The organism is Leclercia sp. UBA7405 (genome assembly GCF_037152215.1).
Classification (GTDB): Bacteria; Pseudomonadota; Gammaproteobacteria; order Enterobacterales; family Enterobacteriaceae; genus Enterobacter; species Enterobacter pneumoniae.
On record NZ_JBBCMR010000011.1, the window covers coordinates 12,126 to 26,269 of the forward strand.

Annotated in this window: 29 protein-coding genes and 1 pseudogene; 1 reads left to right on the forward strand and 29 read right to left on the reverse strand. The window is 50.0% G+C overall.

Going from position 1 to position 14,144, the window contains the following annotated elements:
* Nucleotides 1–12 precede the first annotated feature (12 nt).
* From rpsD to rpsJ, 26 genes are all read right to left on the reverse strand, one after another.
* A complete protein-coding gene (rpsD, locus tag WFN75_RS22240) occupies nt 13–633 on the reverse strand; it encodes a 30S ribosomal protein S4 (protein WP_004868345.1) in 621 nt (206 codons plus the stop codon).
* A 32-nt stretch (nt 634–665) separates the two neighbouring features.
* A complete protein-coding gene (rpsK, locus tag WFN75_RS22245) occupies nt 666–1,055 on the reverse strand; it encodes a 30S ribosomal protein S11 (protein ID WP_003863312.1) in 390 nt (129 codons plus the stop codon).
* Between the two features lie 16 nt (nt 1,056–1,071).
* Nucleotides 1,072–1,428 carry a 30S ribosomal protein S13 gene (gene rpsM / locus WFN75_RS22250; RefSeq protein ID WP_003863308.1) on the reverse strand — a complete coding sequence of 119 codons (357 nt, stop codon included), beginning with the start codon at nt 1,426–1,428 and terminating at the stop codon, nt 1,072–1,074.
* Nucleotides 1,429–1,574: 146 nt separating this feature from the next.
* On the reverse strand, nt 1,575–1,691 hold the full coding sequence (rpmJ, locus tag WFN75_RS22255; RefSeq protein WP_000868187.1) for a 50S ribosomal protein L36: 117 nt from the start codon (nt 1,689–1,691) through the stop codon (nt 1,575–1,577).
* 31 nt (nt 1,692–1,722) lie between these two features.
* The gene (secY, locus tag WFN75_RS22260; RefSeq protein ID WP_040078361.1) at nt 1,723–3,054 is read right to left on the reverse strand and encodes a preprotein translocase subunit SecY; all 1,332 of its coding nucleotides are present in this window, start codon (nt 3,052–3,054) and stop codon (nt 1,723–1,725) included.
* 7 nt (nt 3,055–3,061) lie between these two features.
* A complete protein-coding gene (gene rplO, locus WFN75_RS22265) occupies nt 3,062–3,496 on the reverse strand; it encodes a 50S ribosomal protein L15 (RefSeq protein ID WP_003863304.1) in 435 nt (144 codons plus the stop codon).
* A 3-nt stretch (nt 3,497–3,499) separates the two neighbouring features.
* Nucleotides 3,500–3,679 carry a 50S ribosomal protein L30 gene (gene rpmD / locus WFN75_RS22270; protein ID WP_003863301.1) on the reverse strand — a complete coding sequence of 60 codons (180 nt, stop codon included), beginning with the start codon at nt 3,677–3,679 and terminating at the stop codon, nt 3,500–3,502.
* A 6-nt stretch (nt 3,680–3,685) separates the two neighbouring features.
* A complete protein-coding gene (gene rpsE / locus WFN75_RS22275) occupies nt 3,686–4,186 on the reverse strand; it encodes a 30S ribosomal protein S5 (protein WP_007369821.1) in 501 nt (166 codons plus the stop codon).
* Between the two features lie 14 nt (nt 4,187–4,200).
* Nucleotides 4,201–4,554, reverse strand: coding sequence for a 50S ribosomal protein L18 (gene rplR / locus WFN75_RS22280; protein WP_040078359.1), 354 nt, complete (start codon nt 4,552–4,554; stop codon nt 4,201–4,203).
* A 9-nt stretch (nt 4,555–4,563) separates the two neighbouring features.
* Nucleotides 4,564–5,097: a 50S ribosomal protein L6 gene (rplF, locus tag WFN75_RS22285; protein ID WP_040078358.1), complete on the reverse strand. Its 534-nt coding sequence runs from the start codon at nt 5,095–5,097 to the stop codon at nt 4,564–4,566.
* A gap of 12 nt (nt 5,098–5,109) precedes the next feature.
* Nucleotides 5,110–5,502, reverse strand: a complete 393-nt coding sequence (gene rpsH, locus WFN75_RS22290; protein WP_032614699.1) for a 30S ribosomal protein S8 — start codon at nt 5,500–5,502, stop codon at nt 5,110–5,112.
* Between the two features lie 30 nt (nt 5,503–5,532).
* Nucleotides 5,533–5,838: a 30S ribosomal protein S14 gene (gene rpsN / locus WFN75_RS22295; protein WP_032614701.1), complete on the reverse strand. Its 306-nt coding sequence runs from the start codon at nt 5,836–5,838 to the stop codon at nt 5,533–5,535.
* Nucleotides 5,839–5,852: 14 nt separating this feature from the next.
* Nucleotides 5,853–6,392, reverse strand: coding sequence for a 50S ribosomal protein L5 (gene rplE, locus WFN75_RS22300; protein ID WP_032614703.1), 540 nt, complete (start codon nt 6,390–6,392; stop codon nt 5,853–5,855).
* A 14-nt stretch (nt 6,393–6,406) separates the two neighbouring features.
* Nucleotides 6,407–6,721 carry a 50S ribosomal protein L24 gene (rplX, locus tag WFN75_RS22305; protein WP_003863287.1) on the reverse strand — a complete coding sequence of 105 codons (315 nt, stop codon included), beginning with the start codon at nt 6,719–6,721 and terminating at the stop codon, nt 6,407–6,409.
* Between the two features lie 10 nt (nt 6,722–6,731).
* Nucleotides 6,732–7,103: a 50S ribosomal protein L14 gene (gene rplN / locus WFN75_RS22310; RefSeq protein ID WP_002919748.1), complete on the reverse strand. Its 372-nt coding sequence runs from the start codon at nt 7,101–7,103 to the stop codon at nt 6,732–6,734.
* A 166-nt stretch (nt 7,104–7,269) separates the two neighbouring features.
* Entirely contained in the window at nt 7,270–7,524 is a 255-nt protein-coding gene (rpsQ, locus tag WFN75_RS22315; protein WP_040078356.1) for a 30S ribosomal protein S17, read from the reverse strand.
* Nucleotides 7,524–7,715 (reverse strand): 50S ribosomal protein L29, encoded by a 192-nt coding sequence (gene rpmC, locus WFN75_RS22320; protein WP_032614707.1) that lies wholly within the window; start codon nt 7,713–7,715, stop codon nt 7,524–7,526. Before rpmC ends, rpsQ begins: the two co-directional genes overlap by 1 nt.
* Nucleotides 7,715–8,125: a 50S ribosomal protein L16 gene (gene rplP / locus WFN75_RS22325; RefSeq protein ID WP_002919759.1), complete on the reverse strand. Its 411-nt coding sequence runs from the start codon at nt 8,123–8,125 to the stop codon at nt 7,715–7,717. Before rplP ends, rpmC begins: the two co-directional genes overlap by 1 nt.
* 12 nt (nt 8,126–8,137) lie before the next feature.
* Nucleotides 8,138–8,839 carry a 30S ribosomal protein S3 gene (gene rpsC, locus WFN75_RS22330; protein ID WP_000529945.1) on the reverse strand — a complete coding sequence of 234 codons (702 nt, stop codon included), beginning with the start codon at nt 8,837–8,839 and terminating at the stop codon, nt 8,138–8,140.
* 17 nt (nt 8,840–8,856) lie between these two features.
* Nucleotides 8,857–9,189, reverse strand: a complete 333-nt coding sequence (gene rplV, locus WFN75_RS22335; protein ID WP_002919773.1) for a 50S ribosomal protein L22 — start codon at nt 9,187–9,189, stop codon at nt 8,857–8,859.
* A gap of 14 nt (nt 9,190–9,203) precedes the next feature.
* Nucleotides 9,204–9,482, reverse strand: coding sequence for a 30S ribosomal protein S19 (gene rpsS, locus WFN75_RS22340; RefSeq protein WP_001138117.1), 279 nt, complete (start codon nt 9,480–9,482; stop codon nt 9,204–9,206).
* Nucleotides 9,483–9,498: 16 nt separating this feature from the next.
* Nucleotides 9,499–10,320, reverse strand: a complete 822-nt coding sequence (rplB, locus tag WFN75_RS22345; RefSeq protein ID WP_002919786.1) for a 50S ribosomal protein L2 — start codon at nt 10,318–10,320, stop codon at nt 9,499–9,501.
* A gap of 17 nt (nt 10,321–10,337) precedes the next feature.
* Nucleotides 10,338–10,640 carry a 50S ribosomal protein L23 gene (gene rplW / locus WFN75_RS22350; protein ID WP_000617546.1) on the reverse strand — a complete coding sequence of 101 codons (303 nt, stop codon included), beginning with the start codon at nt 10,638–10,640 and terminating at the stop codon, nt 10,338–10,340.
* Entirely contained in the window at nt 10,637–11,242 is a 606-nt protein-coding gene (gene rplD, locus WFN75_RS22355; protein WP_003031119.1) for a 50S ribosomal protein L4, read from the reverse strand. The genes rplW and rplD overlap by 4 nt, the downstream gene beginning before the upstream one ends.
* A gap of 10 nt (nt 11,243–11,252) precedes the next feature.
* Nucleotides 11,253–11,882, reverse strand: coding sequence for a 50S ribosomal protein L3 (gene rplC, locus WFN75_RS22360; RefSeq protein WP_016538466.1), 630 nt, complete (start codon nt 11,880–11,882; stop codon nt 11,253–11,255).
* A 32-nt stretch (nt 11,883–11,914) separates the two neighbouring features.
* Nucleotides 11,915–12,226, reverse strand: coding sequence for a 30S ribosomal protein S10 (rpsJ, locus tag WFN75_RS22365; protein WP_001181005.1), 312 nt, complete (start codon nt 12,224–12,226; stop codon nt 11,915–11,917).
* A 385-nt stretch (nt 12,227–12,611) separates the two neighbouring features.
* On the opposite strand from rpsJ, the gene WFN75_RS22370 reads away from it, so the two are divergent.
* Entirely contained in the window at nt 12,612–13,085 is a 474-nt protein-coding gene (locus tag WFN75_RS22370; RefSeq protein WP_046886570.1) for a prepilin peptidase, read from the forward strand.
* Here the strand turns inward: WFN75_RS22370 and bfr are convergent.
* From bfr to tuf, 3 genes and pseudogenes are all read right to left on the reverse strand, one after another.
* On the reverse strand, nt 13,069–13,545 hold the full coding sequence (bfr, locus tag WFN75_RS22375) for a bacterioferritin (protein ID WP_040078352.1): 477 nt from the start codon (nt 13,543–13,545) through the stop codon (nt 13,069–13,071). The two genes, WFN75_RS22370 and bfr, sit on opposite strands and share 17 nt — an antisense overlap.
* Before the next feature lie 72 nt (nt 13,546–13,617).
* On the reverse strand, nt 13,618–13,812 hold the full coding sequence (bfd, locus tag WFN75_RS22380; RefSeq protein WP_003863268.1) for a bacterioferritin-associated ferredoxin: 195 nt from the start codon (nt 13,810–13,812) through the stop codon (nt 13,618–13,620).
* Nucleotides 13,813–13,990: 178 nt separating this feature from the next.
* Nucleotides 13,991–14,144, reverse strand: a pseudogene (tuf, locus tag WFN75_RS22385) (elongation factor Tu); the annotation flags it as partial.

The following is a 14,144-nucleotide window of genomic DNA, read 5'->3' on the forward strand; positions in this document are numbered from 1 at the left end:
TGGTACTAAGCTTTACTTGGAGTAAAGCTCGACGATCAGGTGTTCGTTAATGTCCGCAGACAGATCAGAACGTTCCGGCTGACGCTTGAACGTACCTTCCATCTTGCCAGCATCAACTTCCAGCCAGGTTGGCTTTTCACGCTGCTCAGCCAGCTCCAGAGCGGCTTTCACGCGAGATTGCTTTTTCGCTTTCTCACGAATGCTAACAACGTCATTCGCTTTAACCTGATAAGAAGCGATGTTAACAACACGACCGTTTACCATGATTGCTTTATGGCTAACCAGCTGGCGTGATTCAGCGCGAGTAGCACCGAAGCCCATACGGTATACAACGTTGTCCAGACGACCTTCCAGCAGAGCCAACAGGTTTTCACCGGTGTTGCCTTTCAGACGTGCTGCTTCTTTATAGTAGTTACGGAACTGACGCTCCAGCACACCGTACATACGGCGAACTTTTTGCTTTTCACGCAACTGCACACCATAGTCAGACAGACGCGGTTTACGCGCACCGTGCTGACCAGGAGCTTGTTCAATTTTACACTTGGTATCGATCGCGCGAACGCCAGACTTAAGGAATAAGTCGGTGCCCTCACGACGGCTCAGCTTGAGCTTAGGACCCAAATATCTTGCCATTTTCTATCTCCAACTAACCTAAAAAACGAGCGTTATACGCGACGTTTTTTCGGCGGACGACAACCGTTATGAGGGATCGGAGTCACATCAGTAATATTCGTGATGCGGAAACCAGCGGCGTTCAGAGCGCGAACAGTAGATTCACGACCCGGACCCGGACCTTTAACCATAACTTCCAGATTCTTGATGCCGTATTCTTTTACGGCTTCTGCGCAACGCTCTGCTGCAACCTGAGCTGCGAACGGAGTGGATTTGCGAGAACCACGGAAACCGGAACCACCGGCTGTTGCCCAACCCAATGCGTTACCCTGACGATCAGTAATAGTAACGATGGTGTTGTTGAAAGAAGCATGGATATGAGCCACGCCGTCAGAGACTTGTTTTCTTACACGTTTACGTGCACGAACTGGTGCCTTTGCCATTATTCAATCACCCCGATTATTTCTTGATCGGTTTGCGCGGACCCTTACGGGTACGTGCGTTGGTCTTAGTACGCTGACCGCGCACTGGCAGACCACGACGATGACGCAAACCGCGATAGCAACCAAGATCCATCAGGCGCTTGATGCTCATGCTAATTTCACGGCGCAGATCACCTTCAACGACAAATTTGGCAACTTCGTCACGCAGCGTGTCGATTTGTTCTTCAGACAGCTCACTGATCTTAACATCTTCAGCGATACCCGCTGCAGCCAGAATGGCTTTGGAACGGGTCTTGCCGACGCCGTAGATCGAAGTTAATGCGATCACAGCATGTTTCTGATCAGGAATGTTAATGCCTGCTATACGGGCCACTATGCACTCCTACTATTTAATATGTACGCACCATGCTGAAAAGCCCGTTTTCAGGATACTCAAATGGAAACGTACAGACATACAAAAGATTGGCTGGCTAATCTAGCCAGCTCAACCCAACTTTGCAAGAAAAATATGCGAAATAATCAGCCTTGGCGCTGTTTATGCTTCGGCTCGGCACTGCAAATCACACGGATGACACCATCACGCTTAACGATTTTGCAGTTACGGCATAATTTCTTGACGGAAGCACGAACTTTCATTTTTACTCTCCGTAACTTCTCAGGCGACCATTTAGCGGCCGTAGCCTTTCAGGTTCGCCTTCTTCAATGCAGACTCGTACTGACTCGACATCATCAGAGTTTGCACTTGAGCCATAAAGTCCATAATCACGACAACAACGATAAGCAGTGAGGTCCCACCGAAGTAGAACGGTACTTTCATTGCATCACGCATGAACTCCGGGATCAGGCAGATAAAAGTAATATAAAGCGCACCAACCAAAGTCAGGCGAGTCATTACTTTATCGATATACTTCGCCGTTTGCTCTCCCGGACGAATTCCTGGTACAAATGCACCGGACTTCTTCAGGTTATCTGCTGTTTCACGCGGGTTGAAGACCAACGCCGTGTAGAAGAAACAGAAGAAGATGATCGCAGACGCATAGAGTAACACATAAAGCGGTTGCCCAGGCTGCAAATACAGCGAAATTGTTGTCAGCCAGTTCCAACCAGTACCGCCCCCGAACCATGACGTGATGGTAGCCGGGAACAGAATAATACTGGAAGCGAAGATCGCCGGGATAACCCCTGCCATATTCACTTTCAGCGGTAAATGTGTGCTCTGTGCAGCATAGACACGACGACCTTGCTGACGTTTTGCGTAGTTTACCACAATGCGGCGTTGACCACGTTCAACGAATACAACAAAGAACGTCACTGCAAATACTAATACTGCAACCAACAGCAACAAGAGGAAGTGCAGGTCGCCTTGACGCGCTTGCTCGATAGTATGGGCAATGGCTGGCGGGAGTCCCGCAACGATACCAGCGAAGATAATGATTGAGATACCGTTTCCGATACCACGCTCAGTAATCTGTTCGCCGAGCCACATCAGGAACATAGTTCCTGAGACCAGACTAACAACAGCGGTGAAATAGAATGCAAAGCCTGGGTTAATAACCAGGCCCTGCATACCAGGCATATTCGGTAAACCGGTAGCAATACCGATTGACTGGAATATTGCCAGCACCAGAGTGCCGTAACGGGTGTACTGGCTGATCTTACGACGACCAGACTCCCCTTCTTTCTTCAGTTCTGCCAGGGTCGGATGAACGACCGTCAGCAGCTGGATAATAATCGATGCCGAAATATACGGCATGATACCCAGAGCGAAGATAGAAGCTCGGCTGAGAGCACCACCAGAGAACATGTTAAACATTTCAATGATGGTGCCTCGCTGTTGCTCAAGCAGTTTGGCAAGTACAGCGGCATCAATACCAGGGATCGGAATAAAAGAGCCAATACGGAAAACGATCAGCGCACCTACAACAAACAAAAGTCTGCGTTTCAGCTCGCCAAGCCCACCTTTGGCACTTTGAAAATCTAATCCCGGTTGTTTAGCCATCTGCTACTTATTCCTCGATTTTACCGCCAGCAGCTTCGATAGCAGCACGAGCGCCTTTAGTAACACGCAGGCCACGAACAGTTACCGGAGTAGAAACTTCACCAGCCAGGATCACTTTCGCGAACTCGATCTGGATACCGATAATGTTTGCTGCTTTCAGCGTGTTCAGGTCAACGACGCCGCCTTCAACTTTCGCCAGGTCAGACAGACGGATTTCCGCTGTGATCGCTGCTTTGCGAGAAGTGAAGCCGAATTTCGGCAGACGACGGTACAGTGGCATCTGGCCACCCTCGAAACCGCGACGTACGCCACCGCCAGAACGAGAGTTCTGACCTTTGTGACCACGACCACCGGTTTTACCGAGGCCAGAACCGATACCACGACCCAGGCGTTTACCCGCCTTTTTAGAGCCTTCGGCTGGAGACAGAGTATTTAAACGCATCTCTTACTCCTCAACTTTAACCATGAAGTAAACCGCGTTGACCATACCACGTACAGCAGGAGTATCCTCGCGCTCAACGGTATGACCAATACGACGCAGACCCAGGCCAAGCAGCGTTGCCTTGTGTTTCGGCAGACGTCCGATTGCACTGCGGGTTTGAGTGATTTTAATAGTCTTTGCCATGGTCAATTACCCCAGAATTTCTTCAACGGATTTACCACGCTTGGCAGCGACCATTTCTGGAGATTTCATATTTTCCAGGCCATCAATAGTTGCACGAACCACGTTGATCGGGTTGGTGGAACCATATGCTTTAGCCAGAACGTTATGAACCCCAGCGACTTCCAGAACGGCACGCATTGCACCACCGGCGATGATACCGGTACCTTCTGAAGCCGGCTGCATGAAGACACGAGAACCCGTGTGAGTACCCTTAACTGGGTGCTGCAGGGTGCCGTGGTTCAGCGCGACGTTAATCATATTGCGACGGGCTTTTTCCATCGCTTTCTGGATCGCTGCTGGAACTTCACGCGCTTTACCGTAACCAAAACCAACGCGACCATTACCATCACCAACTACAGTCAGAGCTGTGAAGGAGAAAATACGGCCACCTTTTACGGTTTTGGATACGCGGTTAACCGCGATCAGCTTTTCCTGCAGTTCGCCAGCCTGTTTTTCGATGTGAGCCATCTTACACCTCTACCTTAGAACTGAAGGCCAGCTTCACGGGCAGCATCTGCCAGTGCCTGGACACGACCATGATATTGGAACCCGGAACGGTCAAAGGACACGTTAGTGATACCTTTTTCCAGAGCGCGTTCAGCAACAGCTTTACCTACAGCTGCAGCAGCGTCTTTGTTACCGGTGTACTTCAATTGTTCAGTAATAGCTTTTTCTACAGTAGAAGCAGCTACCAGAACTTCAGAACCGTTCGGTGCAATTACCTGTGCGTAAATATGACGCGGGGTACGATGTACCACCAGGCGAGTTGCACCCAGCTCTTTGAGCTTGCGGCGTGCGCGGGTCGCACGACGGATACGAGCAGATTTCTTATCCATAGTGTTACCTTACTTCTTCTTAGCCTCTTTGGTACGCACGACTTCGTCGGCGTAACGAACACCCTTGCCTTTATAAGGCTCAGGACGACGGTAGGCGCGCAGATCTGCTGCAACCTGGCCAATCAGCTGTTTATCAGCGCCTTTCAGCACGATTTCAGTCTGAGTCGGACATTCTGCAGTGATACCTGCCGGCAGCTGATGTTCAACAGGGTGTGAGAAGCCCAGAGACAGGCCTACTGCATTCCCTTTGATCGCTGCACGGTAACCTACACCAACCAGCTGAAGCTTTTTAGTGAAGCCTTCGGTAACACCAACAACCATTGAGTTCAGCAGGGCACGCGCGGTACCAGCCTGAGCCCAGCCATCAACGTAACCAGTACGTGGGCCGAAAGTCAGAGCGTTGTCTGCATGATTAACTTCAACAGCATCGTTGAGGGTACGAGTCAGCTCGCCATTTTTACCTTTGATCGTAATAACCTGACCGTTGATTTTTACATCAACGCCGGCAGGAATAACGACCGGTGCTTTAGCAACACGAGACATTTTTTCCTCCGATTAGGCTACGTAGCAGATAATTTCGCCACCAAGACCAGCCTGGCGCGCTGCACGATCAGTCATAACACCTTTAGAGGTAGAAACAACTGCGATACCCATGCCGGCCATAACTTTTGGCAGCTCATCTTTTTTCTTATAGATGCGCAGACCTGGGCGGCTGACACGCTGAATGCTTTCTACAACAGCTTTACCCTGGAAATACTTAAGAGTAAGTTCCAGTTCCGGCTTGGTGTCGCCTTCAACTTTAAAATCTTCGATAAAACCTTCTTCCTTCAGCACGTTGGCAATTGCCACTTTCAGCTTGGCGGAAGGCATGGTGACCGCAACTTTGTTCGCGGCCTGACCGTTACGGATACGGGTCAGCATATCCGCGATCGGATCTTGCATGCTCATCTGTCTTTACTCCCGTGATTCAATTGGTAATTACCAGCTAGCCTTTTTCAAGCCTGGTACTTCACCGCGCATGGCGGCTTCACGCAGTTTGATACGGCTCAACCCGAACTTGCCCACAAAACCATGTGGACGACCTGTTTGACGACAGCGGTTACGCTGACGAGACGGGCTGGAATCACGCGGCAGAGACTGCAGCTTGAGAACAGCATTCCAACGATCTTCGTCGGAAGCGTTCACATCAGAAATGATCGCTTTCAGTTCAGCGCGTTTAGCGAAGAATTTATCAGCTAAAGCTACGCGCTTTACTTCGCGTGCTTTCATTGATTGCTTAGCCATTCAGTAACCCTACCTTACTTGCGGAACGGGAAGTCAAAGGCAGCCAGCAGAGCACGGCCTTCTTCATCAGAGTTCGCAGTAGTGGTGATGGTAATATCCAAACCACGCACGCGATCGACTTTATCGTAGTCAATCTCTGGGAAGATGATCTGCTCACGGACACCCATGCTGTAGTTGCCACGACCGTCGAAAGACTTAGCGGACAAGCCACGGAAGTCACGGATACGTGGTACAGCAATAGAGATCAGGCGCTCAAGGAACTCCCACATGCGTTCGCCACGCAGAGTTACTTTACAGCCGATCGGATAGCCCTGACGGATTTTGAAGCCTGCAACTGATTTGCGTGCTTTGGTGATCAACGGCTTTTGACCGGAGATAGCTGTCAGGTCAGCTGCTGCGTTATCCAGCAGTTTCTTGTCAGCGATCGCTTCACCAACACCCATGTTCAGGGTGATCTTCTCGACCCGAGGGACTTGCATGACAGAATTGTAGTTAAACTCAGTCATGAGTTTGTTAACTACTTCGTCTTTGTAGTAATCATGCAGTTTCGCCATCGTACTACTCCAAATTACTTGATAGTTTCGCTGTTAGATTTGAAGAAACGGACTTTTTTGCCGTCTTCGAATCTAAAGCCTACACGGTCAGCCTTGCCGGTAGCCGCATTGAAGATTGCAACGTTAGAAACCTGAATAGCAGCTTCTTTTTCAACGATGCCACCTGGTTGGTTCAGGGCCGGAACCGGCTTCTGATGTTTCTTAACCAGGTTGATACCTTCAACGACAAGTTTGCCGGAAGACAGAACATTTTTTACTTTACCGCGTTTACCTTTATCTTTACCGGTTAACACGATAACTTCGTCATCACGACGGATTTTCGCTGCCATGATTCGCTCCTTAGAGTACTTCTGGTGCCAGAGAGATAATTTTCATGAACTTCTCAGTACGAAGCTCACGAGTTACCGGCCCAAAGATACGCGTGCCGATAGGCTGCTCGCTGTTATTGTTCAAAATAACGCATGCATTACCATCGAAGCGAATGACAGAACCGTCAGGGCGACGAACACCCTTCTTGGTGCGCACCACTACCGCTTTCAGCACATCACCTTTCTTGACCTTACCACGTGGAATTGCTTCTTTGATGGTGATCTTGATGATGTCGCCTACGCCTGCGTAGCGACGGTGCGAGCCACCCAGAACCTTGATACACATTACGCGACGTGCACCGGAGTTGTCGGCGACGTTCAGCATAGTCTGTTCTTGGATCATTTTAGTGCTCCGCTAATGTCAACTACTACCTGAGACTCTAAAATCAGAGCCGTTGAAAAGCCCCATATCGAGGGCGCGGCATTATAACACCGCTTCTACAATATGGGTAGAAAAAATAAACGGCTCATCGCTGAGCCGTTTATTCGTATTGAGAAGGCTTACTGTATTACAGAACCGCTTTCTCTACAACGCGAACCAGCGTCCAGGACTTAGTCTTGGACAGCGGACGGCATTCACGGATTTCAACCTTGTCGCCGATACCGCATTCGTTGTTCTCGTCATGTACGTGCAGTTTGGTCGTACGCTTGATGAATTTACCGTAGATCGGGTGTTTCACAAAACGTTCGATAGCAACAACCAGGGATTTCTCCATTTTGTTGCTAACAACACGACCTTGCAGAGTACGGATTTTATCGGTCATTACGCACCCGCCTTCTGAGTCAGTAAAGTCTTAACGCGTGCAACATCACGACGAACCTGCTTCAGCAGGTGAGTCTGTTGCAGCTGGCCACTTGCAGCCTGCATGCGCAGGTTGAATTGCTCACGCAGCAGGTTCAGCAGCTCAGCGTTCAGCTCTTCTACGCTTTTTTCACGCAGCTCATTTGCTTTCATTACATCACCGTCTTAGTTACAAAGGTGGTTTTAATCGGCAGTTTCGCTGCTGCCAGGCCGAATGCTTCACGGGCCAGCTCTTCCGGTACGCCGTCCATTTCATACAGGACTTTACCCGGTTGGATCAAGGCAACCCAGTACTCCACGTTACCTTTACCTTTACCCATACGAACTTCCAGCGGCTTCTCGGTGATTGGTTTGTCCGGGAATACACGGATCCAAATCTTACCTTGACGCTTAACTGCACGGGTCATAGCACGACGTGCTGCTTCGATCTGACGTGCAGTCAGACGACCACGGCCAACAGCTTTCAGACCGAAAGTGCCGAAGCTAACATCCGTACCCTGCGCCAGACCACGGTTGCGGCCTTTGTGCACTTTACGGAATTTTGTACGCTTTGGTTGTAACATCAGCGACGCTCCTTATTTACGGCCTTTACGCTGCTGCTTTTTAGGTTGAGCAGCCGGTTTTTCCGGTTGTTCAACAGCAGCCATACCACCCAGGATCTCACCTTTGAAGATCCATACCTTAACGCCGATTACACCGTAAGTGGTGTGCGCTTCAGAGGTGTTGTAGTCGATGTCAGCACGCAGAGTGTGCAGCGGTACGCGACCTTCACGGTACCATTCGGTACGTGCGATTTCCGCGCCGCCCAGACGGCCGCTAACTTCAACTTTGATACCTTTAGCGCCCAGACGCATTGCGTTCTGAACAGCACGCTTCATCGCACGACGGAACATAACACGACGTTCCAGCTGAGAAGTGATGCTGTCAGCAACCAATTTAGCGTCCAGTTCAGGCTTACGAACTTCAGCGATATTGATCTGTGCAGGAACGCCAGCGATATCCGCTACGACCTTGCGCAGTTTTTCTACGTCTTCGCCTTTCTTACCGATAACGATGCCAGGACGAGCAGTGTGAATAGTTACACGGATGCTCTTAGCCGGACGCTCGATAACGATACGAGATACGGACGCTTTAGCCAGTTCCTTAGTCAGGTACTGACGTACTTTAAAATCGCTGTCCAGGTTGTCAGCGAATTCTTTGGTGTTCGCAAACCAGGTAGAGTTCCATGGTTTTACAATACCCAGGCGAATACCATTAGGATGTACTTTCTGACCCATTGCTAGTCTCCAGAGTCTCAGCGATCGGACACAACCACAGTAATGTGGCTGGTGCGCTTCAGGATGCGATCTGCACGACCTTTCGCACGCGGCATAATGCGCTTCATGCTTGGGCCTTCATCTACGAAAATTTTCGCGACTTTCAGATCGTCGATGTCAGCGCCATCGTTGTGTTCAGCGTTAGCAATGGCAGATTCCAGTACTTTCTTGACCAATACCGCAGCTTTCTTGTTGGTATAGGTCAGGATGTCCAGGGCCTGCGACACTTTCTTACCGCGAATCAGGTCAGCAACAAGGCGAACCTTCTGAGCAGAAGAACGAGCATGGCGATGTTGAGCTAAAGTTTCCATCTCTTCCTCCTACCTTATTTCTTCTTCGCTTTTTTATCAGCAGCGTGGCCGCGATAAGTACGAGTCGGTGCGAATTCACCCAGTTTGTGACCAACCATTTCGTCGGTAACAAAGACTGGAACGTGCTGACGACCATTATGGACAGCGATGGTCAAACCGATCATGTTAGGAAAGATCGTTGAACGACGGGACCAAGTGCGCAAAGGCTTCTTGTCTCCGCTTTCCACCGCTTTCTCTACCTTCTTCAGCAAGTGCAGGTCAATAAAAGGACCTTTCTTGAGAGAACGTGGCATGGCTTATCCTCTAAAATTATTTGCTACGGCGACGTACGATAAATTTATCAGTACGCTTGTTGCTGCGGGTCTTCTTACCTTTGGTCTGGAGGCCCCACGGAGATACCGGGTGCTTACCAAAGTTACGACCTTCACCACCACCATGTGGGTGATCGACTGGGTTCATCGCAGTACCGCGAACGGTAGGACGAACACCACGCCAGCGTGCAGCACCTGCTTTACCCAGAACGCGCAGCATATGCTCAGCATTGCCAACTTCGCCCAGAGTAGCGCGGCAGTCTGCTTCGACTTTACGCATTTCACCAGAACGCAGACGCAGGGTGACATAAGCACCATCACGAGCAACGATCTGAACGTAAGTACCAGCGGAACGTGCCAGCTGACCGCCTTTACCTGGTTTCATTTCTACGTTATGAACGGTAGAACCAACCGGGATATTGCGCATCGGCAGGGTGTTACCTGCTTTGATTGCAGCATCAACGCCAGACTGAATCTGGTCGCCAGCTTTCAGGCCTTTAGGGGCCAGGATGTAACGGCGTTCGCCATCTTTGTACAGAACCAGCGCGATGTTCGCGGAACGGTTCGGATCGTACTCAAGACGCTCAACAACTGCTGGGATACCGTCTTTGTTGCGTTTAAAGTCAACAATACGATAAGCCTGCTTGTGGCCACCACCGATGTGACGAGTGGTGATACGGCCATTGTTGTTACGACCACCGGATTTGCTGTTTTTTTCCAGCAACGGAGCAAAAGGTTTGCCCTTGTGCAGCTCAGGGTTAACCACTTTAACTACGTGGCGACGACCCGGAGATGTCGGTTTACATTTAACAACTGCCATTGTATTACTCCTCCGACTTACTCAGCGCCGCCAACGAAGTCCAGATTCTGGCCTTCCTTCAGGGTGACGTAAGCTTTTTTCCAGTCGCTACGACGACCGATACGCTGTCCGTGACGTTTAACTTTCCCTTTAACTACCAGGGTGTTAACGACTTCGACTTCGACTTCAAACAGTTTCTGCACAGCAGCTTTGATCTCTGCTTTGGTCGCGTCTTTAGCAACTTTGAGAACGATGGTGTTAGTTTTTTCCATCGCAGTAGACGCTTTTTCAGAAACGTGCGGTGCGCGCAGCACCTTCAGCAGACGTTCTTCACGAATCATGCCAGCATCTCCTCAACTTGCTTAACAGCATCAGCAGTCATTACGACTTTGTCGAAGGCGATCAGGCTAACCGGGTCGATACCAGTTGCATCGCGTACGTCAACCTTGTGCAGGTTGCGCGCAGCCAGGAACAGGTTCTCGTCCAGCTCACCGGTGATGATCAGCACATCTTCCAGAGCCATGTCTTTCAGTTTCTGTGCCAGCAGCTTAGTTTTAGGCGCTTCAACAGAGAATGATTCGACAACGATCAGACGATCCTGACGTACCAGTTCGGACAGAATGCTTTTCAGCGCGCCGCGGTACATCTTTTTGTTAACTTTTTGACTGTGGTCCTGTGGACGCGCAGCGAAGGTCACGCCACCTGAACGCCAGATCGGGCTCTTGATAGAACCTGAACGCGCACGGCCGGTACCTTTCTGGCGCCATGGCTTTTTGCCAGAACCAGTTACTTCAGCACGAGTCTTCTGAGCACGAGTACCCTGACGAGCACCAGCTGCATAAGCAACAACAACCTGGTGAACCAGCGCTTCGTTGAAATCACGACCGAAGGTAGTTTCGGAAACAGTCAGCGCGCTCTGCGCGTCTTTCAATACTAATTCCATTGCTATCCCCTTACGCCTTCACAGCTGGTTTAACGATCAGGTCGCTACCGGTTGCACCCGGGACCGCACCTTTAACCAGCAGCAGGTTGCGCTCAGCGTCAACACGTACTACGTCCAGGCTCTGAACAGTTACACGTTCGTTACCCAGCTGACCTGCCATTTTCTTGCCTTTGAACACTTTGCCCGGAGTCTGGTTCTGACCGATAGAACCCGGTACGCGGTGAGACAAGGAGTTACCGTGGGTAGCGTCCTGGGTACGGAAGTTCCAGCGCTTAACGGTACCAGCGAAACCTTTACCTTTAGAGGTACCGGTTACGTCAACTTTTTTAACTTCAGCAAACAGCTCAACGCTAATGTCCTGACCTACGGTGAACTCTTCGCCTTCAGCAAGACGGAATTCCCACAGACCACGGCCAGCTTCTACGCCAGCTTTAGCGAAGTGACCCGCTTCTGGTTTGGTTACACGGTTAGCTTTTTTAGCACCAGTGGTAACCTGAACAGCGCGGTAGCCATCGTTAGCCAGATCTTTAACCTGAGTAACGCGGTTTGCTTCAACTTCGATTACGGTTACTGGGATAGAAACGCCATCTTCAGTGAAGATGCGGGTCATTCCCACTTTTTTACCGACTAAACCAATCATTGTTTCAACCTCTCAATCGCTCGATGACCTGATTAACCCAGGCTGATCTGCACGTCTACACCGGCAGCCAGATCCAGACGCATCAGAGCATCAACGGTTTTCTCAGTTGGCTCAACGATGTCAACCAGACGCTTGTGAGTGCGGATTTCGTACTGATCACGCGCGTCTTTGTTTACGTGCGGAGAGATCAGAACGGTGAAGCGCTCTTTGCGGGTCGGCAGCGGGATCGGACCACGGACTTGCGCACCAGTGCGCTTAGCAGTCTCGACGATTTCCGCGGTTGATTGATCGATCAGACGATGATCAAACGCTTTAAGGCGGATACGGATTCTTTGGTTCTGCATGAGACCAGAGCTCCAATTATTTTATAAACGAAAATGATTACTCCTCAAACCCATTACGATTGATGGGAGAGTGTAACCGTTCTTACGTAGCTCCCCAATTGGGAGCATTGTTGAGTAACAAAATGAGTTACCCTGGTTCAGATTGAACCCGCCGTCAATTACGACAAGCCCGCGCATTATACGTAAATCTGGGCGCGACGCAAGCTTAGTTTAGAAAACAGGCGGTCCAGAACAATTTTGCGTGCTTGCTCGTACCTCTACTGCAACTTCCACACGTTGCGTCTCTTCTTTGGATAGCGCTTTCCAGTTCGGCATCTTGCTATTTGTCGCGCATTTATGGATTTGAGAAAAGTACGGACATATCCATTGTACTGAGGTTTTTATGATGCTGAATGCCCTCCCCTTCCTGCTTGCGTATCTGGCTTTGACCGCCATTCTCATACGTGCCGATATCCGTACCGGCTTGCTGCCAGACAGGTACCTATGCCCGCTGTTATGGTCCGGACTACTTTTTCATCTCTGTATCAACCCTGACTTTTTGCCAGCCGCGGTAACCGGCGCGATGGCAGGTTACGCAGGGTTCGCGCTTATCTATTGGGGTTACAGGCTAGTGTGCAAGCAAGAAGGTATGGGATATGGCGATGTGAAGTATTTAGCGGCTCTCGGTGCATGGCATGGCTGGTGTGTTTTGCCCGTACTGGCGCTCGCCGCGGCGCTAATGGCCACTGTTTATGTGTTGATACGATCAATGATAAAGCCGGGAGAGAAACTGTTTAAAAACCCGCTGCCTTTTGGCCCCTTTATGGCGGCAGCAGGTTTACTTACTGGATGGCAAAGCCTGGTTAGCTTTCCACTTTAATCTGAGACTGTAGATAATTCTGCACACCAATTTTATCGATCAGATCCAGCTCCGTTTCCAGCCAGTCGATATGGCCTTCTTCGTCTGCAAGGATCTGGATCATCATATCGCGGCTCACATAATCATGAACGCTGTCCGCATAGGCTATCGCTTCACGAAGGTCTTTCGCCCCTTCCAGCTCCAGCCGCAGATCGGAACGCAACATCTCCTCGACATCTTCGCCGATACCCAGCTTGCCGAGGTCCTGCAGATTTGGGATACCCTCGAGGAAGAGAATACGCTCGATATACTTATCGGCGTGCTTCATTTCATCGATGGATTCGTGATATTCAACGTCGTTGAGGCGAGTTAAGCCCCAATTCTTGAACATACGTGCATGAAGAAAATACTGATTGATTGCGACAAGCTCATTTCCCAATAATTTATTGAGATAACTTATGATTTTAACATCACCTTTCATTATATAGTCCCTCCGCTTCCACTCATTGAAGCGTAGAACGGGCTACAGGGATGTCAAAAAAAAGATAGGCGCTCAGGCAATCTCTTTGAATTCTGGGATCTGCATCAGTTCATCCTGCATGATCTCACGGGCAGCACGAACGCACTTACCGCATTGATTTCCGACTGGAACAAACTTGCGTAGCTGTTGGAAGGATTGTGGCTGAAATTGCCGAACGGCCTGACGAATTTTTTTATCACTCACACCATTACAAAGACAAACGTACATACGCACTCCCGTTCAAAATATGCGCAAAGTGTAAGTGAGAATGGTTATGATTACAATAGCACAAGCCGCAGGATACGCGTCGGGAGAGTACAAAAAATGCGAGAATTTGTGACCGCATTAAATTGTAGAAAACAAAAAAGGACGCCGAAGCGTCCTTTTTTAATTCAGGGATAATTAATTAGCCCAGAACTTTAGCAACAACGCCCGCGCCAACGGTACGGCCGCCTTCACGGATTGCGAAACGCAGACCGTCGTCCATCGCGATTGGGTGGATCAGAGTCACAACCATCTTGATGTTGTCGCCTGGCATTACCATCTCAACGCCTTCTGGC